Origin of the sequence: Spirulina subsalsa FACHB-351 (assembly GCF_026130165.1) — a bacterium.
GTDB lineage: Bacteria > Cyanobacteriota > Cyanobacteriia > Cyanobacteriales > Spirulinaceae > Spirulina_A > Spirulina_A subsalsa_A.
The window spans coordinates 1-23,268 of sequence record NZ_JAIHOM010000035.1 but is presented as its reverse complement, the minus strand read 5'-3'; the positions used below and the strand labels follow the sequence as shown (position 1 = coordinate 23,268).

Here is a 23,268-nt window from a genome sequence, read left to right as displayed (position 1 = left end):
CACAACCCCTTAATCATTAACCCTTTGCCACCTCCTCAACCAAGCGCTGCCAAGCCGCCACCGGGTCCGACGCGGCCGTAATCGGGCGACCAATGACCAAATAATCCGCCCCCGCGTCTAGGGCTTCACGGGGAGTCATCACCCGCCGTTGATCTCCCGCTTCCGCCCAAGTCGGGCGCACCCCCGGACAGACTAACAAAAAATCTGGGCCACAAATCTCCCGCAACTGGGCCACCTCTTGGGGAGAACAAACCGCCCCATCAATGCCCGATTCCTTGGCCAACAAAGCCATCTGTAAGACGTATTCCGGCAGTTCTAGGGGAATTTTGAGGTCAAAAGCCAACTCACGGGCATTCAGGCTCGTTAAGAGGGTAATCGCGAGCAGTTTTGGCTGGGGATGCACCCCCACGGCTTGGGCAGCCGCCGTTAGGGCAGCCCGTCCGGCGGTAGCGTGGAGGGTGAGTAAATCCACCCCGTGAGTGGTCGCAGAGGCCACCCCCCCAGCCACGGTGTTGGGGATGTCGTGGAGTTTGAGGTCTAAAAAAATGCGTTTTTGCCGTTGTTTGAGCAGGTCTAGGATTTCCACCCCAGCGGCAATAAACAGTTGCAGGCCGACCTTCCAGAATGTGACCTCGGGCAGTTTATCCAGAAGGGCGATCGCACCCTCCACCGTCGGCACATCCAAAGGCACAATAATCCGGTCACTTGGAGACATGAGAACTTCAATAAAACTAGAGAATCAGACGAACAAACTTTTTCTTACCCACCTGTAACACCTTACCCTGCAAATCCTCCGACCCAGAGAACTCTAAATCGACCTCCATCACCTTCTCCCCATCCAAACGCACCGCCCCCCCTTGAATTTGTCGGCGACCTTCCCCACTACTCTTACACAGCCCACTCGCCCCCAAGATATAGAACAACTTCGCCGGGAATTCCACCCCCGCCAGAGAATATTCCGGCACCGCCTCCGCCTCCTGCGCCCGTCCCTTGACCAGCGTCTGTGCTGCCTCCTGGGCCTTCTGGGCCGCCTCCCGACCGTGATATTGCGCCACCACCTCCAGGGCCAGCAACTTCTGTTGCTCCCTTGGATTTTCCGGCAACTGGGCAATATCTAACTTCGTCAACAGCGTAAAATAATCTGCCAACAAGGCATCCGGCGTTTTTTCCAACTTCGAGTACATCGTTAGTGCATCTTCCGTCAGCCCCACATAATTATTGAGCGACTTTGACATCTTATTCACCCCATCAAAGCCCAGCAACAACGGCAACAATAGGCAAAATTGCGGTTTCTGGCCAAAATGACGCTGAAGATCCCGACCCACCAACAGATTAAACTTCTGATCCGTTCCTCCTAACTCCACATCCGCCTGCACTGCCACCGAATCATAGCCCTGCATCAACGGGTAGAGAAACTCATGGAGATAAATCGGATTTTCCTGTTGATAACGCTCCGAAAATCCCTCCTTCGCCAACATTTGCCCCACTGTCATCTGAGCCAACAGGGCGATAATTTCCTTGAGATCCAAACCCCCCAGCCACTCCGAGTTATAGCGAATTTCCAGCCGTCCCGGAGTCTCAAAATCCAACACCGGACGCAATTGATCTAAATAAGTCTGAGCATTGGCCTTCACTTGCTCTGGCGTTAACTGGCGGCGCACCTCAGATTTACCCGTCGGATCCCCAATCTGTGCCGTAAAATCCCCAATAATAACCACCGCCCTGTGGCCTGCGTCCTGAAACGCTCTTAACTTGCGGAAAGGAATACTATGTCCTAAGTGGAGATCCGCCCCTGTAGGGTCAATCCCCAACTTGACCCGCAATGGTCGATCCACTTTACTCAGGAATAAGGCTAAATTTTCCTCAATTTCCCCGGAATTGGGCTGATTGGGGAAGATTTCGTGGGTTCCCCGTTCTAGCCAACTCAGGTCTGAAGTCAAAAAGTCCAATGTCATGTTAATGTACAGTCTAAAAGTCCCAATTCAAGCTGGGGGGATGAACCCTACCCCCCTTGATCATAGATTGTTGCCGTTCCTACTATGCGGTTTGTATTATATAGTGTCAAAAACCCCCGGTCTAATGGCAGTACATTTAAACTGTATTGCTTTAGCCCAAATTTGCTAAATTGGCACAATATAAAATATGCTCTCTGTCCCAAGATTGTTTAACAATAAGCTAAACTTTCATAGATAACTGCCTAGACTAATTCTAAAGTTCTGTCTCTCCTCAGAGCATTTAATCTTTTTTTGAGTGAGGAAGTGAAATCACCGTGGCGACCAGCACTGTTCGACAAAAACCAGAAAAACAAATCCCCAGAACTCCCGCTCTGGACTTTGCCCTAGGCACAGCCAAAGTAGCCGGAGGGACATTAATTGGGATCACCATGCTGACCAGTTCCATTGTGGCAGGGGGCCTCGTGGGGTTAGCGGTCAGTTTTCGGAATCTACCCGATGTAAGGGTGCTTCGGAACTATGTTCCCACTGAAACGACCTATATTTACGATATTAAAGGGAAGTTACTCGACAGTCTGCACGGTGAGTATAACCGGAGTGTGGTTAAACTCGATGAAATCTCACCTGAACTCAAGCGTGCGGTTCTGGCCATTGAGGACAGTCATTTCTACGTTCATGAGGGGATTAATCCCAACAGTGTCGCTCGGGCTTTATTGGCCAACTGGCGGCAAGGTTCCGTCGTAGAAGGGGGGTCAACCATCACCATGCAGTTGGTGAAAAACCTCTTTCTCTCCCGGGAAAGAACCGTCAGTCGGAAGCTGGCAGAAGCGGTCTTAGCTATTCGAGTGGAGCAGATTTTCACCAAAGATCAAATTCTGGAAATGTACCTCAATACAATCTATTGGGGTCATAACAGTTACGGCGCAGAAACTGCCGCCCAGAGTTATTTCGGCAAACCTGCCTCAGAAATTAACCTCGCAGAAGCGGCTGTTATGGCGGGGTTAATTCAAGCCCCGGAAGATTACAGCCCCTTCATTAACTATAAAGAAACCAAACGCCGTCAAGGAATGGTTTTAACCCGGATGCGGGAGTTGGGTTGGATTACCGCCGAGGAAGAAGCGACGGCCCGAGCCGAACCCTTGTTAGTCAGTCGCCCCACCGCTTGGAAAGCGAGTGAACTGCCCTATGTAACGGAAGCGGTGATTAGTGAACTCCAGCAGCGTTTTGGTCAAGATGCCGTTTTACAAGGGGGGATGCGGGTACAAACGACGGTAGACTATAACTTCCAAAAAATGGCAGAGGAGAAAGTCTCCACTGCCCACCGTCGTTTAAGAGGTCGTGGACTCTATGCCGATCAAGTGGCCTTGGTGGCCGTGGACCCTCGCACCCACTTTGTCAAAGCCTTGGTCGGGGGCGTAAACTACCGGGAAAGTCAGTTTAACCGGGCGATTCAGTCTCTGCGTCAACCGGGGTCGGCTTTTAAACCCTATGTGTACTATGCGGCCTTTGCCAGTGGGAAGTTTACTCCCTATTCCGTGGTAGATGATAGTCCGGTTCGTTATCGGGATGGTGCGGCTTACTATTCTCCGAGAAACTACGGCGGCGGTTTTGCTGGCCCCATGAGTTTACGGGATTCTTTAATTCAATCTCGCAACGTTCCGGCGGTTAAGTTGGGTCAGATGGTGGGCTTAAAGAATGTGATTGAAGTCTGTCGCACCTTGGGGATTAAAAGCCCCTTGGATCCGGTGGTTTCTCTGCCTCTGGGGGCGATTGGGGTGACTCCTTTGGAAATGGCGGGTTCCTATGCTACCTTTGCCAGTACGGGCTGGCACTCGGAACCGACGATTATGGTACGGGTGACGGATAGCCGAGGCAATGTAATTTTAGATAATACGCCCAATCCCCAATTGGTGTTAGATCCTTGGGCAACGGCTTCTTTGAATGCTGTTTTAAAGGGGGTGATTGAAGGGGGAACGGGTACGGCGGCGAATATTGGTCGCCCGGCCGCTGGGAAAACTGGAACGACTTCCTCGGAGCGGGATGTATGGTTTGTGGGCTATGTTCCTCAACTCTCAACGGCGGTCTGGATTGGTAATGATAATTTCCGTCCTTTGGGCAAGGGGATAACGGGGGGCGGTTATGCGGCTCCCATTTGGCGTGATTTTATGTTGGAAGCGCTGAAAAATGAGCCTGTGAAGCAATTCCCGGCGGCATCTCAATTTCGTCGTCCCCAGTAGGATTCTAGGACTTTAGGATTCTAGGACTTACAGTGAAAACCCGCTAGAACGGAGCAGAAAGGCCTGCTCTGTGCGGCGGGTTTTATTATTGCTCAATTTCAGATTTCATGCGCTCTAGGGTGAGGTGCATTTGGTCAAACATTTGTTGGGGGGTGATGCCAAATTGACCGAGTTGGGTTTTGAGTTGCTGAACGGTCATTTGTGCCATGAAGTCTTCGGAGAGTTCAAAGCGTTTCATGAAAATGCGGTAGCGTTCCATTAGGCCTTCCATCCGCTCGATGAAGATTTTTTTGCCTTCGCGGTCAAATTTGCCGTACTCGCTGCCGAGTTGGATCAAGGACTGGTAATCTTCAAAGAGTTGTTTGGCTTCTTGTTGCACAACTTCGGATTCAAAAAATCCCATGATTCCTCTGCGTTGATTGTTATAGTGGGTTTACCGAATGACTTTTTTTAAAGAGTCTCTCTAGAGAATATTTTAAAACAGAGCAAAGTCTGGGGACAATTCGGTTTTCCGTATCCGTCAGTGGGGGGACGGTGTGAGTCGAAGGTAAGGAGACATAAGGGGGTTTCTGTGTTAGAGAGTCTTTGGCAACAGCCCAGAAATCAAAAGGTTGCGGTGTTGTTGGCGTTGGTGGGGGCGGTGATGCCGATGGTGGTGCCTCTGGTGGGGTTACATAAGTTTTATTTGCGCCAACCGGGTTGGGGTGTGGTGTATTTGTTGTTGTTTGCTACGCCGATTCCCCATGTGGCGAGTGCTATTGAGGCGGTGTGGTATTTGTTGTTACCCTCGGAGGAGTTTGAGGAGCGTTTTAATGGCGGTTTTGGGGGGGCTGGGAGGCGGCAGATGGCGGGAAGTAAACCGGAACAGGTGGGGGCTGTGGCGGAGGCGTTGCGGCAGTTGGAGGGGTTGCGTCAGGAGGGGTTGTTATCGGAATATGAGTTTGAACAAAAGCGCCGTCAATTGTTGGAGCATCTTTAGGTGTTGGGGTTTAATCGGGGGCAAAAACGGGCGAGAATCTTGAAGGATCCCTATTATCGTTTGCAGTCGCTGGAGGAGGTGGCGATCGCAGCGGAGTTAGGGATTATCCTAGATGTCAATCGGGCCAGTATTGATGACTGGTTACGTTTACCCGGACTCTCTATCCACCAAGCGCGGACGCTGGTGGAGTTAACGACCATGGGGGTTCAGTTTTTGTGTTTAGAGGATATTGCGGCGGCCTTAAGTGTCCCGGTGGCTCGTTTACGGCCCCTAGAGCCGATTTTAGGCTTTTATTTTTATGATCACGACAGTGTAGAGAGTCCCCAACGGTGTAATCCCAATCTAGCGCCGTTGCAGGATTTAAGTCAGCTTCCTCTGGTGGATGGGGCGTTAGCGGAACGGATTGTCCAGGAGCGGCTGAGGGGGGGGAATTATCGCAATTTGGCCGATTTTCAGCGCCGTTTAGGGTTAAAAGGGGATCAAGTGGCGCAGTTGATGCACTATTTACAGTGGATTTAGTGGTTTTTGGAAAATTGACTACTCCCACCGTTAAGCTCCTCTCGTCGCTATAACGGGGGATTCTTTGTTCACCGAGGTGACTTGCTTAGACAGGATTTCTCCTGAAAAAGTAGAGGTATCCTCTCCCAAAGCGTTTAGGCTATCTTGTAGCCAAGTTCCCGAATGCCTAACCCCTAAGATACTTTACGGGTGATGAGGTTAAGCGAGATATCAATAGTTTACGTTTGTTGACCCATGATTGTTATTGTAAAGTTTTAATTCAATTCCGTGACACCCTAGGTATTTATAACTACAACCGGAAGTGTTAAGACTGGTGAAATGCTATGTCTGAGGTCGAGCTTCCCGATGCGCTTTTGTCTGCACCTTTTCCACCTAAGATTTATGCTGAGGCTGTTATTCGTTCTCAGAGTGGGGGGTCTTTGCTTTCTAGCGCTGAGGCGGTCACACAGGAAAATGTGCGGGGTTTTTATGGCGATCGCACCGCTTTAGAAACAGCCCGCCAACGCTTATCAGAACTGGGTTTTGAGGTTTTAGAAGAGGGGGCATTTTCCCTCACAATTGCCGCCCCCGTCGAGGTGTATGAGCAATCCCTTGCTACTCAACTGATCACCTTCGATCGACCCGTTATGACGGCACCAGGAGTCATCACCACGTCTAATTTTATCAACACCCCGGACACCAAACAATTTGGGCGCATCGATACGACGAAAACCGCCGCTTTAAGGGATGTTTTAGACGGCATTGCTATTAATGAACCCCTGACCTATCTCCAGTATAAAATTCCCTCCCCCTTGCCTCCAGCCGTCAGGAGTGATTATCTTCAGATTCCAGAGGATCTCCTGCGGGGACTCAATACCCAGAAGGTGCATGAACAGGGCATTCGGGGGCAAGGAGTCCGAGTGGTAATCGTGGATACGGGATGGTATCGACATCACTATTTTAAGGAACAGAACTATCAGGTGAATGTGGTTCTCGGCCCCGGGGCGGATGACCCAGAGTGGGACGAAAATGGTCACGGGACAGGGGTTTCTGCGAATTTGTTGGCGATCGCACCCGATGTTCAACTGACTGTAATTAAAACCAACATCACAGTCCGAGAGAACGAACCGGGCAAAAACGTCAACTGTATCGGCGGATTAAAACGAGCTATTGCCCTCCATCCCGACATTATCTCCTGTAGTTGGGGGTCAAACCTACGGGGGGATCAACTCTCTGCCCATGATCGGGTATTGGCGGCCACCGTTGCTGATGCCGTCTATCGGGGGATTGTGGTACTTTTTGCGGCTGGAAATGGGGGTTGGGGGTTTCCCGCTCAACACCCGGATGTGATTGCCGTTGGGGGGGTATATTGGCATCCCCAAGACGGCCAAGGGGAGTTAGAAGCTAGTGACGCGGCCAGTGGTTTTGTCAGTGTGGTGTATCCCCAGCGTCCTGTTCCGGATATCTGTGGTTTAGTGGGGAAAAGTCCCCATGGCGACTATATCCTGTTACCTGTTCCCCCCGGTAGTGAGCTTGACCGCAAGTATGCCGCCATTGGAGACGGAACCGATGCCGAAGATGGCTGGGCAGCCTTCAGTGGAACATCGGCCGCTACCCCCCAAGTGGCGGGAATTTGTGCCTTATTGCGACAAGTGCAACCGAATCTTACCCCGGTTGAGATTAGGCGAATTTTACGAGAAACGACGCGGGATATTGTGAGGGGGTATTCTAACCCAGTTTCGGGGGGCTATCCTGCGCAGCCGGGTGTTGATTTGGCAACGGGTGCGGGTTTGGTGGATGGGGAAAAGGCGATCGCATTTCTTCAGGGTAGAGAGCAAGTTCAGACCTTCGCGGGTGCTACCCAAGATTCTAGGGAATTTCCAGCTTTTCAGCGTCCTATTATGAGGAAAAAAACCATGACGGATTATCCTAAACTGCGGGCAAATTTGGAAGAGATTCAATGGGAAATTGATCAACTCATTCGGGCAAAATTTGACCAGAATGAGATTGAAGATGTTGAGTTTAAACTGGGATTACAGAACTTTTCACCCCGTTCTCAAGTGACTCGTTTAAGCTATTCCTTACGCAAATCCTTAGAAGATTATTTGACGTTTAAAAAAGCAGAGAGTCAGGAAAAGCCAGATCCACAAGATGCTACCAAGATAATTCAAGAAAATGCTGTAGCTGCGGCAGAAGCGCTACTACAGTTAGGACGGTATCAAGGAACAGCTATTAAGGTTTTAACAATGCTTGTAGAGCATGGAAATGATACTGTGAGAAAACAAGCTATTAGTGCTTTATCAAAATGTGGTGCTGAGATTTATAGTTTCGATTCAGTTTCATCTTCTAGTGTACCGTATAGTCTTCAAAGTGATATAGATACCTTCAATGGAGTTAAGACAGTTGACTTGTACGGTCAAACCTGTACTCTACATCAACTTGAAAATGGAAACGGGGAATTGGCTTGCTGTCCTGATCAAAGCGTCTGGTATCGAAAGCTACCACATAATTGGAAACAGATATAGCGAACCTATCTGAGTCGTGCAAAAAAGGCTCGCCTGGAATCGACATAGGACAATAGCCCAGAGTTCACGTCTCATTAGGACTAGCTATAATTGGAAAAGCGTAATCGCAATTCATACTCAAAAGAACGGGCAAAAATCGGAGATAAAACTTTCTTAAGTGTAGACGACAAGGGAAGGAAAAGCCGTCACGAGTAGACTCTGGCCAGCACATTTGTTGAGTGTTAGAAAGTAACTTTACAAAAAGCTTCTATTTTGATAAAATGGGGGCTTTTTTTTGATAATAACAACCTGATCTTAATATTAGGGGATAATCTGTTCACATTTTTACGAGTTGGCTTAATTATTGAGTGGCATAATGATGGAAATCGTTTGGTTTCGGTGTTTTCGATAAATTGTAAAATCACTATCTAGGGTTAGAATTTGGCTATCTTCATACATTTCACTCATTCTCACTAAACAGGCATCGGCTAACGACATGGGGACTGAAATATAGCGTTGCATCAGGCTCTCTATCGCCTCTATTTCTTGGTTTAAGGTAAAAGGTATAACCAGATATCCTTGTTTGATTAATTTTAAAATAGTTGCTGGCCCTTGATGAATCCTTCGGGCTAGAAAACAGGCTTCTGTGATTACTGCCTCATTGGTGATGACAGGAGCAGTAATTTTTGAAAATTGGTTAACAGCCCAAAAATGAAATTTATCCTTGGGCAAGAGAAAAGCAATTAAAACTCCAGTGTCTACAATAATTTTTGGACTCATTCTTGACCTAACTCTTCTAAATACTTAGGATTGTAGGACAAATCTTCTAAGTCACTATCGAGACAGCCAATAAATTCTTTGGCTGCCTCTGCAAATGAAATCTCAGAAGTTTCTACGGTTTTAGTTGCTTTTTGCTGGTGCATAGATTGGTATTCTAAGAATTCTATGAATTCAAGCACCTTTTGCCATTGCTCAGGAGGCAATTGTTGAATTTTTTGGATGGCTATGTCTAGGGGAAGCATAGTTATTTATCTTGATTTAGAACTGTCTAATGTTCAGAAATTACCGACCTCAAAATTTTTATTTTTTCCAATAAATACTTAAAAAACAATAGTTTCATTCTATCTAATTTGGTGCAAATTGTCAAGAGTTTCCTCGGTCACTTGTATCAAGACAACCCGATACATCCAGATGACTATACCCCCCAAAATACGCAATACAAACATCTGTAAAATTTTAATCGGTGAGAGGTTGAAAAATGAAAGTTACGGGATTTCGATACAACTTATTCATCCTTGAGTGAAGTAATCATTAATCTAATAGCGTCATTACAATCCCGGTCTGGATCAAGGTTTTTGTCATTTCGCAAATAATCGGGTAAGGTAACTTGACAAAGTTCTGCCCCATCTAATTGGTTATTGGTTAACCCTTTGACTTCACTTAAATCAGTACCATATAACTTTGCTTGATCAAGTTTTACGTTATACATCACCGCATTTTTGAAGCTCGTATTAAGGAGGGTTGTTTTCCGAAAATCTGCATTACTTAATTGTGTTATATTGTCAGAGTTAGAACAATCATTATTGAAACAATCAAGCTTTGCCTTAGTTAAAACAGAATCACGAAAATCAGCCTCTTCTAGAAAAGCTCCTTGAAATTTTGTGTTGTCTAAAAGGGCTTTTCTTAACTTAGTTTTTTGTAAGTTAGCATTTTGGAAATCAGATTCTATGAAAGTAAATCCGTCAAGATTGATATTAGTAATGACAGCATAACATAAGTTGGATTGAGGTCGGGTTAAAAGATTACGATCAAACAAACTTGCGAATTTAAGGTATTGTAAAGTTCCCACTATTCTAGGGTTACGAGGACAACTCCCCTCTGCTGTATTTAAAATTTGGGTTGCTTCGTTCAGTTTTTGTGTATGAATTGCATAAATAGATGGTACAAATACACCCAAAAATAAACCGCTCAAGAGCATCCCTAAACGGGTTCTTTGCTTCCATTGACTTTTTTTCACAAACTCCAAAGCTAAACTTGACAATTTCGTTTCAGAATCACAAGTCGCCATGAACTTTTTTGCATCATCTAAAGGTCGATCCTTCAGTAAATAACCGCTTACCTTGCCTGCATCTAACCATTCTTGAGCAAGCTGTTCAATGCGTCGCTTTCTGGCTAACTTCTGCTCATGTTGCTTCAACCACTCTCCTAATTGACCCCAATTGCGAATTAAGGCCTCATGGGCAACTTCAATGGTGTTATAGCGCTTCCTCTCTTCAGTCGTATCACCATTTTTATGATCTGAATAAACACTTAAAAACCGCACACTGGGTTCAGAAAATTGGCGAATAATTGCCCGCACTCGTTCCTCTTCCTCCCGTTGAGCAACCAGTTCAGAAAATAACACCCGACGGCGACTGTAATGGCTGTCAGTTCCATACTCTCCCACTTCCACTAACCCTAAGAAAATACGACGAGCTAAGATTTGATCGGCGGGGGTTAATTGTTCATATAAACGCTGGGCTTCTCCGGCTAAAGCGCCGCCCACTCCGCCAATTTCTTCAAGGGTTTTAACCGCAGGAATACCCACTTTTAATCCTTCCCAAATGCGTTTTAAGGCAAATTGTAAGAGGGGGAGCGCGTTCTCTCGTCCTTCAATTTGTTCGAGTAATAAGTCTATTAAGGTATCCTCAAAGGGATGATGGGCGAGTTCGGCGGGTTTGGCGATCGCACGCCGCAACTCATCAGGTAGCATGGGATGGATGAGATGCCCATGTTCCGGGGCAGAGAAGAGCCGATATAATGGGGGATGTTGTTGTAATTCCCCTAAAAAGTCACTGCGGAATGTGAGAATCACACTCACCTGTTTACCGCGATCGCCTGCCGCATAGAGTAAATTCCCAATAAATAGATCCCGTTCCTCGGCAGATTTACACTGAGAGTAAATTTCCTCAAACTGATCCACCAATACAATCAACGGACAAGTATTAATATTCGGTAAAATCGCCCCAATCTTCCATAGCCCAGTAAATTTGTCCTCATTCTGCCGTTTGCCCAATTTTTGGATGAGATCCAGAAACTCCAGACTTTTCGTCGCAGGAGAAAGATCATCCGTCGCTACCCTCGCTAAAGCATTCGCTAAAGCGTCGAGGGGATGAGTGCCGGGGATAAAGGAGGCAATCCTCACCCCCCCTTGTACAGGTAACGGTTGCCGGACTAATTGGGGAATGAGTCCAGCGCGCACGAGGGAAGATTTCCCGGATCCCGAAGGCCCATAGACGATTAAAATTCGGGATTTGCTGTCACTTTCGTAAAGGGTGCGCAGTTGCTCCCACAGTTTAGCGACTTGGGTTTCTCGACCAAAAAAGCGATCGCTGTCGGTTTCCTGAAAAGCCAGTAATCCCTTATAGGGATTAGGCCCCAATTCCCGGAAAGGTGGCGTTTTCTTCGGCAGATCAAGAGAACGATCTGGATAAATAATCACCTGATTTCCGGTGCCATCTAGGGACAAACTAATCGCCATGCTATTGAGCATTTTGCTGATAATTTGGCTTTTCTCAGCGTGATCCACTCGTTGGCTAATCTGATTATTTTCCATGACAATTCCCCCAAGCTGTCGCTTGATGTGTGACCATTGACCCGACTCAGTTCACAAGTTCTAGTTATGTCAAGAGAACCCGATACTAGCTGAGAAGCCATAGGAGAGAACTAAAATCCCCACTACGAACACTGGAGGAGCGAGAGAACTTTAGTTCTCATGATGAAGGGGGTTGAATTAACATGAAATGCTGAAATGTTGGCTAGCGCGGGGTGTTGGGTTTCGCTGTCGCTGCACCCAACCTACAGCTAGCATTCTTTTTTCCCTTTCAAATAGTCATTCATGACTGGGTGACGTTGATAGTGCTGTTACTTCCACTACTATCAACGTTAGCGGCTTTACTATCCTTCATTGATGCGATCGCCTGTCCCCCGTCCATAGTATGGATAGTTTGTGTGACCGAATCGCCCCCCTCATGAGCTTCTTCTGAGCCTTCTTTAATCTTCCCCAGCGCCGCCCTCAATTCCGCATCATTCTCCAACATTTCTGTGAGTTTTTGCTTAAAGGCTTCTTGCCATACTGTTTCATCGGGCTTTTTCGCCAACTCTTCCATAATGACTTTCGTCGCCGCTTCGAGATCAATTTTCGGCTTTAACACCGCCCAGATTTTCTGGCTGACCTCCCATGTATTCTTCCCCACCTTGCTCACGACATCCCCCACATCGACTTCCCCGGCTTTTTTGACCAGAAACGGGACACAGGGAATCAAGAACCGAGAAACTGCAATAACATCCATGAGTTGAATCCTCATCTACTGGATTAGAGAGTATCAGCACAAAACCCACGTTCCGCTACTGTGCGAGTGGCATGGGGGATATCCCTTATTCGATTTTCTCTTCTGCTTCAATCAATCCTCGGAGTATTCGCCCAAAGTAACTCCAACTTTCACAACTTTTATTCGCGTCTTAATGCGGACTCAGTGCAAGGTGAACCGGGATATTTTGACACCCTCCATGCTAATTGTAGTCTCAAAATCTTTGCCGTGCCAAGGGAAAAAACAACCAGCGCAAGACATTCTCTTGCTGACTACAGCCCCCTGAAAGTATCAGCAAAAAAACAAACTACTTCCAACCTCGGAAGATTGAGAACTGGTTTAGTCTCAATAGAGATAACTAGAACTTTGATTGGGATCTCGGGCAAAGGCTAACCAGAGGGGAAATTGTAGGAGAGATAAGTTAATCAGATCCTCGGTTTCGTCCATGATGATCACCGGGAGTAACTTGTCCTCGACTAAACGTTCCGCTTTTTGGACTAGAGCTTCTGGGGACTCAAATAAACCAATCCCTCTCGATGGGCCGAAATCACTGCGGGAGATGCCTAGACAGTCCTGTAAACCGCGCCGCCATTCTCCTAGGCGTTCCGGTGTGTTGGCTAACACTAACACCCGCAGGCGATCGCGATAAACACTGTGCAACACCCCAATCACCGCCGAAGCCACCAGTATATTCTGTAAGCGACTCCCCATCGAACGAATCGCTCCCCGTCCTCCTTGTTTAAAAAACCAATCCTGCACCCGTTCCGCGTGGATGGGTTCAAAAGTACGGCGCAGTTGCCACGGGGGGCCATAATAGTCCGGTTTGGTGCGATATTGATCCAGAATGGCCGTCACTTGTCGCCGTTGGTCCAGGAAATTCTGCTTGGCGAATTGGGGAGTCGGTACCTCCTCCGGCATTTCTCCTCGGGGGGAACGTCGCCCGGTGTCCGGTGGAATGTCCCGGTTTTGATAGTTGGGTAAGTCTAACTGTTCAGCCGCGGCCGCTAAGTCCTGTAAACTGCCCACTAAATACTCTTTAAACCCTTGGACCCGAATGGCGATTTCTTGGGACGTTCCGGCAAAAGAACGACGCATTTCTTGGGAGATGCGATCGCGCCGTTTCTCCAACTGCTCTACAGACGCTTGTAGAGCTTGTTTCTGGCTTTCCAATTCCTTCAACCCTTCCCGCATCATTTGTTCAATAACCTGTTGAATGGGTTGGGTTTCCCCTTCTAACCAGCGTTGTTTTTCCGCCCGCAATGCCGCCACTTCCGCCTCTAGCTGGGCTTTTTGCCGTTCTAAGTCCCGCACTTCTTGTTCTAAATCCGTGGGGGGCATAGGCGGTATAGGGGGTTCAGTTTGTTCGTAGACTGCCTCTAAATCCATCTCATTAAGTTCTGAACCAACCAGAGAGTTGGGTGCATCCTCCGAAGTCGATTCCCTGTCCAGCTTGGCGAAATCCTGAAGCGGTGGCTGATTTTCCCCTCCTTGAGGTTTCACTCCCACAGGGGTTAACTCCGGCAAGGGTTGGAGATTTTGAGATCCTGTACTCTCCTCCGTAACATCCGGTGTTGTCTCCTCATAAAACTCGGAGTCAGACAGAGGTTTAGGAATTTGGGTTTCGTCAGAATTCATTGTGCTGGTTGGTACTATGGATCAAAAATACGGATCAAAAATTAGGCGAGATGGGGAGATAGGGAAGTGAACTACCCCACCCTGCCGTTGGCGAGGATGGGGCTTCCTGATTCAACGGGAACTGCATCTAACAAAACCGATGTTTTGCCAGGTTGTCTTACACTCCCTCCCCAGGCAGTATCGCTGGTTCCCAACGACAAGATCCGCAAGGCTTCATTTCTGATGTTTTGTGCCGCATTGACATCTCGATCATGGCAAGTCCCACAATGTTGACATTGCCATTGACGCATATCTAACGGCAAACTCTCTACTCGGTTGAGGCAAAGGTGACAGGTTTTAGAGGAGGCAAAGAAACGGTCAACCTCAATATAGGTTTTTCCTTCCCACTCCGCTTTATATTTAAGCATTGTGGTGAACATTCCCCAGCCCACATCACTAATCGCCTTGGCTAGTTTGGGGTTTCGTACCATCCCTTTTACATTCAGATTTTCTACAGCAATAACTTGGTTTTCGTTGACTATCTTGCGGGATAGTTTGTGTAGAAAGTCCTCACGGCAACGGGTCGTCTTGCCATAAACCTTAGCTACTTTTTGTTTAGCTTTAGTTCTATTCTGACTCCCCTTTTGCTTGCGGGATAGTTTTTGTTGTTGGCGTTTAAGGTTACGGTGGTGTTTGGCGAAATGACGGGGATTCTCATACTTTGACCCATCACTGGTAATGGCGAAATGAGTCAATCCAACGTCAATGCCAACCGCTTTACCTTCGGTAGACTGACTGGGAGTTTCTTGCCCATCATCCACCAATACCGAAGCATAGTATTGTCCATCAGAATTTTGGGAGACAGTCACAGTTTTGATTGTCCCTTCAAATGCTCGATGAATATGGCAGTAGACTAGCCCAATCTTCCCAGGCAGTTTGATATAGTCTCCCTCAAACTTAACGTTGGCGGGATAACTTAAGGACTGCCGACCATGCTTTGACTTGAAACGGGGCAATTGCGCCCGCTTCTCAAAGCAGTTTTTGTAGGCAGTGGAAAGATTGAGAGCAACAACTTGCAAGGACTGGGAATAGGCATCCGTTAGCCAAGGGTATTCCTTTTTTAACCCTGGCAACAGACCCTGGATATATCCACGAGATAATCCTTTGCCTGTCTTGAGATAGGTTTCTTGGCATAGGTTGAGTGCAAAATTCCAATACCAACGACAGCATCCAAAGGCCTTGGCGAGAGATGCTTTTTGGTCGTCGGTTGGGTAGATGCGATACTTGTACGCCTTATACATTATCTTGATTTGCTGTTGCCGATCACATTGTAGCTGCTCATCCGATGATTCCCTATCGCTCAGTTTGTTTATGGGTTGCTATTCATCCCCTCCCTGCAAGGAAGGAAGGGGAATTCCGCAACATTTTGTTAAAAATTGATAATTGATAATCAATCCACTCATCCTTTGATCATTGGCCCTTGAGAACTGAGTCTTGACCATTGATAATTAATTAGATGCGCGGTAGAGGTTGGAGACAATCCTTTAGGGCTTCAGGATCGAAAATAATCGGTAAAAAGTGAATACTTTTAACCTCCTTGAAATAAAACAAAATCGGAACGCCCGGCCAAAAAATGCGCCAGTTTTGCCAATCTTCATAGGGAAAATGACGGATTAGAGTCCGGCCCCGGTAAACATCTAGTGCCGTTTCTGTAAAGACTAAACGCAGCGTCGCCGTTTGAATGCAGAGGAAAACGGCAAAAAGTGCGATCGCCCCCCCTAACCAAAATTGCAGCCAAAACAAAGGGATTGCCCCCACCAACAAAAACAAAGGTAAACGATAACTTGGCGTGAGTTCAATTGTATTATCACGAACAACAGTAGATCCGGTATTACTCATCAGAACAATTAGGTTTGCAACTCCGTCCCCGACGGTTTTGAACATAAAAGAGCCGAGACAGTGCCATCAAGTTCACCGTCTCCCCTGTATTTTAGCTGAAATATGGTCAGAACGCCCCCACCATAACTTGAGTTCACTCAGAGAGCATCAACATTCAAGCCTAAAATCTCAACTTACTCAACGTTTTTTTCAAAGCATCAGGATCCACAGGCTTAATTAAATAATCATCCGCCCCCAACATAGTTCCCCATGTTTTATCCACATCCGTCCCCTTCGTCGAACAAATGACCACCGGAATTTGTTTCGTGTCAGGACTACTTTTTAAAAAACGACAAAACTCAAAACCACTTTGACCCGGTAGAATCACATCCAAGAAAATAATATCCGGTTTACTTTGACCCAATTTTCCTTGCGCCTCTTCCACACTTCCAGCCGTAATCACCGTTAAACCCGACTCTTGTAGTTGACGGGTTAAAAATTCTCGGTCTGTTACACCATCTTCAACAATAAGCGCCATCTTCATAAAACCAACAGTTCCCTAACGATAAAAAACAGAGCATGACTTGACACTCCCGCCGTTAATTGCGTTCGGCAATTCTTAGGGGGATTCTTCTGTCTGCGAAGCAACTTGCTCTGACAGGATTGCTCCAACCAAAGTAGAGGTCATTTCTCCAGAAGCGTTTAACGGGTCTAGCCCGTAAGTTCCAGTATGCCCTACTGTACCTATTCCTTTTTGCAGGATGTTGAGTGCCGCATTATTATGGTCACGATCTAATTCACAACCACACCGACAAACACGAGTGCGAGTAGAAAGGGATTTTTTGACCACCGTTCCGCAACTAGAACATTCTTGACTGGTTCCATTGGGTACTACCGCCATTGTAACCTTCCCAAACACCTTGCCAAAATACTCTAATATCAGCATAGATTGAGGCTAGACTAGGAAGCGCAAAAACGTCAAGGACATGACAATACCTTTTGATTCGCTATCACTCAGTTCTGTTAGCTGGTTCGCTTACATCTCCCGCTAACCCTATCGGGTCTAACGGCAGTCTTTCGCTCAGGTTAAAGATAACCCGTGAGGGGGTATCCAAACCAGATAAAATATGTAACGTAATAATTTGCCCATCAATGAACTCTGGGATGCCTCTCCCTTCTCCTCGACCACTATTAACCGGATAGGCCGGAAAACAAGCCCCACTAATACTTAAGCGCAAACCACAACCCTCCGGCACAAAACAAGCCGTCTCCTGTAAGGGAATTTCCAGAGGACTCGCCACCGACCGAATTATACGTTTATAGCCTTGAGTGAGATTGTACACCGTTCCATCCGGTCGCACCTCGGATAAAATAACACACAGATCAAAAGTTTCCACATCCGTTTCCCAGTAAATTAAGACCCGCCCTTCACCGAGAATGTGACACCCTTGAGAGAGGGGAGGCGTAGTATAGGTAATCACATCACTACGACCATCAAGAACGCTCCGTTCAAAAGACCCGGCCGGAGTAGCAGCATGACCCCCCAGCGCCGGAACAGGTCGCCAAGGGTCATGAACAAGGCTATCCCGTTGGGAGCTATCCGGGGGAGTTGTGAGCAGTTGCCCCCCATCCTCCCGCAAGTTCGCTAAACCATTGCTGTGGCAATAGTACACTTGAGGGGAAAGTTGCGGCAACTGCTCAAAATCTTGCCACTGATTGCGCCCCATAATAAACAGACGCACCGGAGGCCGTGATAACTCTCCAGTCTCTCGACCCTTTAAATGATGGTCAAACCAACGCACTTGTAACTCATCCACCGGACTCGCCGCCTCTGCACCGTAGTCTAATGCACCCACGCGGCGACACCAAGGGATATGTCCCCAGGGCCCAATCAGCAACCGTTGGGGAGCCCTGCTGTGAGTCAGGCAGTGGCGATATAAACGCAAGGTACCGCGCAGGTAGGAGTCAAACCAGCCCCCGATATGGAACATGGGCAAATCCACCCGGCTTAAATCCGGGGTGAATTGTTCCCAGTAGGAATCTTGAGGGTCAGGGTGATATAACCATTGCTGATAGAAATTACTGGGGGCGTATTTATTCAGACTCTCCTTAAAACGGGGGGAAGGGTCATAAAACGGGAGGTTTCGGGAGGCACTGTAGAGAATTTTGTGGGCTGTGCTATCCCCTTTTAAGCGAGCCGTTTCCGCCGCCAACTGAACCGCCCAGCCCAGATTCCCCTGTAAACAAAACGCCCCATTTTCATAAGCCCAATCATGATAAAGATCATAGGCCAACATCGCCGGACACAGAGCTTTCAGGGCAGGGGGTTGATTTTGAGCCGCATAGAGTTGCGTCATCCCTTGATAGGAAAACCCATACATCCCCACGACCCCCGAACTCTTGGGCAATTGTGCCGCCCAATTCACCGCATCTTCTCCATCTTCTCCCTCGCGAATGAATAACTCAAACTCCCCTTCTGAAGTTCCCCGACCACGCACATCTTGAATCGCCACAATATAGCCCTGGGCCGCATACCAACGGGGATGAGCATAAACCACCGTTGAGGCAATTTTCCGCCCATAGGGTTGTCGCATCAACAACACGGGAAACTCCCCGGATTCATCAGGAGTATAGACATCTGCATCTAGGCGGATGCCATCCCGAGTGTACATAGAAACAGTTGTCTGGGTAATATTCAAGGGTTTTGAGCGTGAAAGGTTTGGATATCTCTGTATCTAGGGCTTGCTGAATAAGTCTGCTAGTCGGGAATAGAGAAAAATTCACAATTGATAATTGATAATTAATGATTGATAATTAATAATTTATAATTGTTAATTATTGTTAGCACTCAACAAACGACCAATTGTTTTATTATTCGCCGTAAACGTTTTACGCGCCACTCGTTGCACATCAGCCGCCGTCACCGCCGAAATGCGCTCAATTTGTTGAAATAAATTCCGCCAGTTTCCCGTTTTCACCTGATAACTGACTAACAATTGCGCCATTCCCATATTGGAATCTAAACTACGCAACAAACCAGCCCGGGCTTGGGTTTTAGCCCGATCTAATTCCTGTTGAGTAACAGGTTCTCGTTTTATGCGTTCAATTTCTGTCTCTAAAGCCGTCGCTACCTCATCCACTGTATGATCCGGCGCAGTTAGGGCATAAAATAGCAGCAAATTGGGGTATTTATCTCCCGGAAAACCATTAAATCCCTCGGCGTTTAAAGCCACCTGTTTCTCTTCCACTAAGGACTTATAAAGTCGAGACGTGCGACCATCACTCAGAATGCTGGTCATAATCTGATAAACGGCATGATCTCGATCTGTGATGGCAGGACGGTGAAATCCTTCTAAATACCAAGGTTGGGATTCTAGGGTAAGGGTGACTTCCCGGGTTTGCTGTTGGGGTGGTTCAACTAAGGTCATTTCAGGGGGTTGCGGTCGGTTAGGATAACGCCCAAAATAGACCTCGGCTAACTGTTGTACTTGATTAGGGTTGACATCCCCTACAATGGCCACTGTAAGGTTATTGGGAACATAGTACAGATCGAAAAACTCTTGAATATTATCCCGTCTCATATTGCGTAAATCTTCTTCATACCCAATGACGGGATGTTGATAAGGATGGGTGGTAAACGCTTCCCCTAAAAATGCTTCTACCATTTGACCAATGGGGGAATTATCTACTCCCAAACGACGTTCTTCTAAAATGACTTCTTTCTCTTCAAAAAATTCCCGAAAAACGGGTTCTAAGAAGCGTTCTGATTCCAAGGACATCCACAGTTCTAATTTATTAGAGGGGAAGCTGTAGAAATATACTGTAGAGTCCGCAGAAGTGGCTGCATTTAGACCGACTCCTCCCTCTTTTTCCACAATCTGCCCGAATTGGTTTTGAATCGCTATATCTTTGGCTTGAGCATGAACTTGATCAAAATCTGCTTGCAGTTGAGCGACTTTTTCTGTCTCTCCTGCTGCTTTAGCGGTTTTGAGTTGTTCAAACAAGTTATCTAGCTGATCTAATAAAACCGCTTCTTGTTCATAGTCTCGGGTGCCGATGCGTTTTGTGCCTTTGAAGGCAAGGTGTTCAAGGTAATGAGCAAGACCTGTTTTGCCTTCAGGTTCATCGGTACTACCCACATCCGCATAGGTAACAAAGGAGATGACTGGGGCATCATGACGTTCTAGGACGATGAATTTCATGCCATTTTCGAGGCTAAATTCCGTCACTTGGTTAAGCACCCGATCTAGATAGGGTTGAATGGATTGGGCTTGGTTTTGAGCCAAGGCTGGGGTTATAGTGCTGGTCCAGATAAGCAGTAGGGCAAAGAGTCCAGACAGAACTTTTAACCACTGCACAGGACGGGATGCTGTTTGTTGACGCTCCATTGGTGTTAAACGCAGAGTTAGACGATGGTTTATCCTTTCCCATCTTAGGCGGAATGGGAAGGACTCGCCAAACTCCTCAGCTTTTTACCAGAAGGATGGTGCGGGAAAACTTCGCACTTTAGGGGCTGGATGTGCTTTGCGCCTTAGCTGATTTGACATACTCCCCGACCTAAAGGTGCGGGGATTCTGGGGTCAAACAGCGATTGCGGGCATTGCCCGTCTAACATCGTCTAACCCAACAGGTAAAATAAATGATTGCCAATTTGTACGGTAAAGGTTGCACTTTTCGCCCAAGTTGGACGAGCTATAGAGTTGGCGTGGTAATGAGTAGCTCCCCCTGTGGGATCAGGGACGGATGCGGTTAACACTTTTTCGGCACTTTCTCGACATTGCTTAAAAACTGGATTGCTTTCTTCTACTGATTTAATAATGCTATGGTTAACATCATTGGAATTCCAACAAGAAAATTGCCAAGGTTTTAAACACACTTCCCCCACGGTGCGACCATACCATGTTTTTTTGCCGACTCGGTTCATAATGACCCAACCAACCCCTATTTGTCCTAATTCGGACTCTCCTCGCGCTTCTCCAAAGATGGTTCTTGCCATAATATCAAGGTCGTCTCTGGTACTCGGAAAGCGGCTAGTATCTAGTGAGGGCAAATGAATGACATCATTAACTTGAATAACATGGGGATTAGTAATCTGGGGGTTCAGGGCGAGTAAGCTGGGTAAAGATAACCCCCAGTCTCGTGCAATTTTAGATAAACTCTCTCCGGTTTTTACTTTATAGTGGGTGAGCATTGATCTGTCTCCTGATTGATCCTTGTTCTGATTGATTCTTGTTCTGATTGATTCTTGTCCTGATTGATTCTTGTCCTGATTGATTCTTGTCCTGATTGATTCTTGTTCTGATTAAACGTATAGTTTTTGAGGTTAGCCTCTGGTTGTTTCCACCGTACAAATACAACCGGGCAAATAGCTTGATTTTTGCTATTTGTTATAGTTTATATTTTTGCACACAACTCATTGATAGTTTAACTACAAGACTAAAGATTTCGTGAAGTTTTCTATGGCGTAAGATGCAGGGTGTTTTTGGGGTCCTTAAGTAATTATGACGAATTTGGAGGAGAATTTGGCGATTTCTTAATTGTTTTTATAGAGTTTACAAAAATTTGCTTTTTTGTCAAGAAGTGGTAAAACCTTCCGGGAAGACGAGTTTAAGTGTTGAAGACTTAGAATTACTTTTTTTGGGGTGATTACTGTTTAAATAACTATGCTAAATCCGGTTCAACAAAATATTTTAGTGCTGGCGGTTTATGGGATTGTCTTGGCGTTTGTGTTTTATCAGATGTGGGTGGATCTCGATGAGTTTGTTTCGGTGAAGTTAGATCAAGAGGCGTTAAAAACGGATTTAGAACGGCAAAATTTACAGGATTTGGTGGAAATTGAGTCTAAATTCGACGATTTGTATAAACCGGAACAGTTAAAGGCGATCGCACTCACGATCAAAAACAAGTGTCCGAAGGAGACGCTGTTTATCAATTGGGAGCGTAGCACTCTCAATGATCTTAAGGGAGAGTCGCGACGGGTGATCCGGATGGTGCCGGGAATGAAGGTGGATCTCTCTCAGCCTCAAGTGTTTGGATTGGTGGCTCCTGGACAAACCTTGAAGGAAAAAATCACGGCTGAATCCTGTTTAAAACCGAAAGGAGATGGCAGTTTAGAGCTTACGAAACCGTTGTTTAAGTCGGATGGGTTGTTAAAGGCGGCCAAAAAGGGCGATCGCGTCACCCTGCGTTTAATCCTGGAATTTAGCCAACCGACTGTAGGGGTTTACAATACCAGTCTACATCCCATCTCCTGTCAATTTAAGTTCAGCAAAACTCCCCTCGCTCGTGCCATGTACTGGGAGGGGAAACCGCGCAAAAATCAGAAAGGTAAATGAGGGAGTAAAATTTGCCCCCCAATCCCCACTAATAAAATGCCACCTAATACCTTAAACTGACCTTGAAAAATTGCCCCAAAATGATGACCCACCCATAAACCCAGTAAGGAGAAAGCCACTGTCACCAAACCGAGAATAGTCATTAACTCAACAATCCCCATTTCTACCCCAGCTAATCCAACCCCTACCCCTAAACTATCTAAACTCAAGACAAAGGCTAATCCTAACAGGGTGAAACCATCTAAGGATAAATTTTCGGGTTGTGCCGGATTAGAAACTATCCCATCGTAAAGACTTTTTAGCCCTAAAAATGTTAGTAAAATCCCGGTGAGTTGTCCACTTATCACCGTTAAATCCACCCCTAAATTTTGACCAATTCCCCAACCGAGTAATGGCATGAATACTTGAAATAGTCCAAAACAGAAGGCCATCTGTATGGCTTTCTTCCAGTTAAGTTGAGGGACTTGTAAACCACTAGAGACAGAGACAGCAAAGGTGTCAGAAGCTAGTCCTAATGAAATGAGTCCTAGGGTGGTCAGAGTCATAATCACTCCTCTCGGGTCAGCGATTCAAGGTACTTATTCCTTCAGAAACTCAGCTATGATTCCGTAAACTTCACTAAAACCTTACATAAATCTTTTCAATTTCTGAGTTCTATTGTCTTAGAATCTGCTACGGAGTAGGATGTTCCCTAACTGGATTGATCTAGGCCAAAACTCTGAATCAATACCAATTCTCTCGATCAAACTATCCCCCCCACTATCAATACAGTCCGGGATTGAAGAAATATCCAGTAGTTGACACTCCTCGGCCTAAAGGCACGAGGATTCTTGGTTCACAGACTCGCCATAACCTAGCAGGATTGATCCAACCAGGCTAGAGGGCAAATCTCCCCAAGCTTTAGATCCGGTATGCCCTACCG

At 46.7% G+C, this 23,268-nt stretch carries 20 protein-coding genes and 1 pseudogene; 5 read left to right on the top strand and 16 right to left on the bottom strand.

All coding sequences use genetic code 11. The features are described 5' to 3' along the window. Window positions 1-16: 16 nt before the first annotated feature. On the bottom strand, window positions 17-715 hold the full coding sequence (gene pyrF, locus K4A83_RS08925; RefSeq protein WP_265264145.1) for an orotidine-5'-phosphate decarboxylase: 699 nt from the start codon (window positions 713-715) through the stop codon (window positions 17-19). Window positions 716-731: 16 nt separating this feature from the next. Then, entirely contained in the window at window positions 732-1,955 is a 1,224-nt protein-coding gene (tyrS, locus tag K4A83_RS08920; RefSeq protein ID WP_265264144.1) for a tyrosine--tRNA ligase, read from the bottom strand. Window positions 1,956-2,308: 353 nt separating this feature from the next. Here tyrS and K4A83_RS08915 point away from each other — a divergent pair, with 353 nt between their 5' ends. Then, window positions 2,309-4,189, top strand: a complete 1,881-nt coding sequence (locus K4A83_RS08915; RefSeq protein ID WP_407809968.1) for a transglycosylase domain-containing protein — start codon at window positions 2,309-2,311, stop codon at window positions 4,187-4,189. Between the two features lie 85 nt (window positions 4,190-4,274). On the opposite strand, the gene K4A83_RS08910 is transcribed toward K4A83_RS08915, so the two are convergent. Beyond that, window positions 4,275-4,592 carry a DUF1825 family protein gene (locus tag K4A83_RS08910; RefSeq protein WP_265264142.1) on the bottom strand — a complete coding sequence of 106 codons (318 nt, stop codon included), beginning with the start codon at window positions 4,590-4,592 and terminating at the stop codon, window positions 4,275-4,277. Window positions 4,593-4,760: 168 nt separating this feature from the next. Here K4A83_RS08910 and K4A83_RS08905 point away from each other — a divergent pair, with 168 nt between their 5' ends. From K4A83_RS08905 to K4A83_RS08895, 3 genes are all read left to right on the top strand, one after another. Further along, window positions 4,761-5,168 (top strand): NINE protein, encoded by a 408-nt coding sequence (locus K4A83_RS08905; protein WP_265264141.1) that lies wholly within the window; start codon window positions 4,761-4,763, stop codon window positions 5,166-5,168. Window positions 5,169-5,207: 39 nt separating this feature from the next. Then, complete coding sequence (locus K4A83_RS08900; protein ID WP_265264140.1) at window positions 5,208-5,687, top strand: ComEA family DNA-binding protein; 480 nt, start codon at window positions 5,208-5,210, stop codon at window positions 5,685-5,687. A gap of 323 nt (window positions 5,688-6,010) precedes the next feature. Beyond that, a complete protein-coding gene (locus K4A83_RS08895; protein WP_265264139.1) occupies window positions 6,011-8,191 on the top strand; it encodes a S8 family serine peptidase in 2,181 nt (726 codons plus the stop codon). 336 nt (window positions 8,192-8,527) lie between these two features. On the opposite strand, the gene K4A83_RS08890 is transcribed toward K4A83_RS08895, so the two are convergent. The 12 genes and pseudogenes from K4A83_RS08890 to K4A83_RS08835 all read right to left on the bottom strand — a co-directional run bounded on the left by K4A83_RS08890 (window position 8,528) and on the right by K4A83_RS08835 (window position 21,202). Then, window positions 8,528-8,950, bottom strand: coding sequence for a type II toxin-antitoxin system VapC family toxin (locus tag K4A83_RS08890; RefSeq protein WP_265264138.1), 423 nt, complete (start codon window positions 8,948-8,950; stop codon window positions 8,528-8,530). Further along, a complete protein-coding gene (locus K4A83_RS08885; RefSeq protein WP_265264137.1) occupies window positions 8,947-9,192 on the bottom strand; it encodes a DUF2281 domain-containing protein in 246 nt (81 codons plus the stop codon). Before K4A83_RS08885 ends, K4A83_RS08890 begins: the two co-directional genes overlap by 4 nt. Window positions 9,193-9,455: 263 nt before the next feature. Then, the gene (locus K4A83_RS08880) at window positions 9,456-11,765 is read right to left on the bottom strand and encodes an nSTAND1 domain-containing NTPase (RefSeq protein WP_265264136.1); all 2,310 of its coding nucleotides are present in this window, start codon (window positions 11,763-11,765) and stop codon (window positions 9,456-9,458) included. 280 nt (window positions 11,766-12,045) lie between these two features. Next, window positions 12,046-12,501 (bottom strand): hypothetical protein, encoded by a 456-nt coding sequence (locus tag K4A83_RS08875; protein ID WP_265264135.1) that lies wholly within the window; start codon window positions 12,499-12,501, stop codon window positions 12,046-12,048. Between the two features lie 363 nt (window positions 12,502-12,864). Next, complete coding sequence (locus K4A83_RS08870) at window positions 12,865-14,154, bottom strand: DUF3086 domain-containing protein (protein WP_265264134.1); 1,290 nt, start codon at window positions 14,152-14,154, stop codon at window positions 12,865-12,867. A gap of 71 nt (window positions 14,155-14,225) precedes the next feature. After that, window positions 14,226-15,434: an RNA-guided endonuclease InsQ/TnpB family protein gene (locus tag K4A83_RS08865; RefSeq protein ID WP_265264133.1), complete on the bottom strand. Its 1,209-nt coding sequence runs from the start codon at window positions 15,432-15,434 to the stop codon at window positions 14,226-14,228. 211 nt (window positions 15,435-15,645) lie between these two features. Next, entirely contained in the window at window positions 15,646-16,032 is a 387-nt protein-coding gene (locus K4A83_RS08860) for a DUF3119 family protein (protein ID WP_265264132.1), read from the bottom strand. 160 nt (window positions 16,033-16,192) lie between these two features. Further along, window positions 16,193-16,555, bottom strand: coding sequence for a response regulator transcription factor (locus K4A83_RS08855; RefSeq protein ID WP_407809963.1), 363 nt, complete (start codon window positions 16,553-16,555; stop codon window positions 16,193-16,195). A gap of 75 nt (window positions 16,556-16,630) precedes the next feature. Next, window positions 16,631-16,948: pseudogene (locus K4A83_RS08850) on the bottom strand (zinc ribbon domain-containing protein); the annotation flags it as partial. Window positions 16,949-17,021: 73 nt separating this feature from the next. Further along, window positions 17,022-18,683, bottom strand: coding sequence for a CocE/NonD family hydrolase (locus tag K4A83_RS08845; RefSeq protein ID WP_407809967.1), 1,662 nt, complete (start codon window positions 18,681-18,683; stop codon window positions 17,022-17,024). Window positions 18,684-18,842: 159 nt separating this feature from the next. Further along, on the bottom strand, window positions 18,843-20,399 hold the full coding sequence (locus tag K4A83_RS08840) for a M16 family metallopeptidase (RefSeq protein WP_265264128.1): 1,557 nt from the start codon (window positions 20,397-20,399) through the stop codon (window positions 18,843-18,845). A gap of 230 nt (window positions 20,400-20,629) precedes the next feature. Then, complete coding sequence (locus tag K4A83_RS08835; protein ID WP_265264127.1) at window positions 20,630-21,202, bottom strand: cell wall hydrolase; 573 nt, start codon at window positions 21,200-21,202, stop codon at window positions 20,630-20,632. A gap of 472 nt (window positions 21,203-21,674) precedes the next feature. On the opposite strand from K4A83_RS08835, the gene K4A83_RS08830 reads away from it, so the two are divergent. Beyond that, on the top strand, window positions 21,675-22,346 hold the full coding sequence (locus K4A83_RS08830; RefSeq protein WP_265264126.1) for a hypothetical protein: 672 nt from the start codon (window positions 21,675-21,677) through the stop codon (window positions 22,344-22,346). On the opposite strand, the gene K4A83_RS08825 is transcribed toward K4A83_RS08830, so the two are convergent. Further along, complete coding sequence (locus K4A83_RS08825; RefSeq protein ID WP_265264125.1) at window positions 22,331-22,891, bottom strand: manganese efflux pump MntP; 561 nt, start codon at window positions 22,889-22,891, stop codon at window positions 22,331-22,333. The two genes, K4A83_RS08830 and K4A83_RS08825, sit on opposite strands and share 16 nt — an antisense overlap. Window positions 22,892-23,268 lie beyond the last annotated feature (377 nt).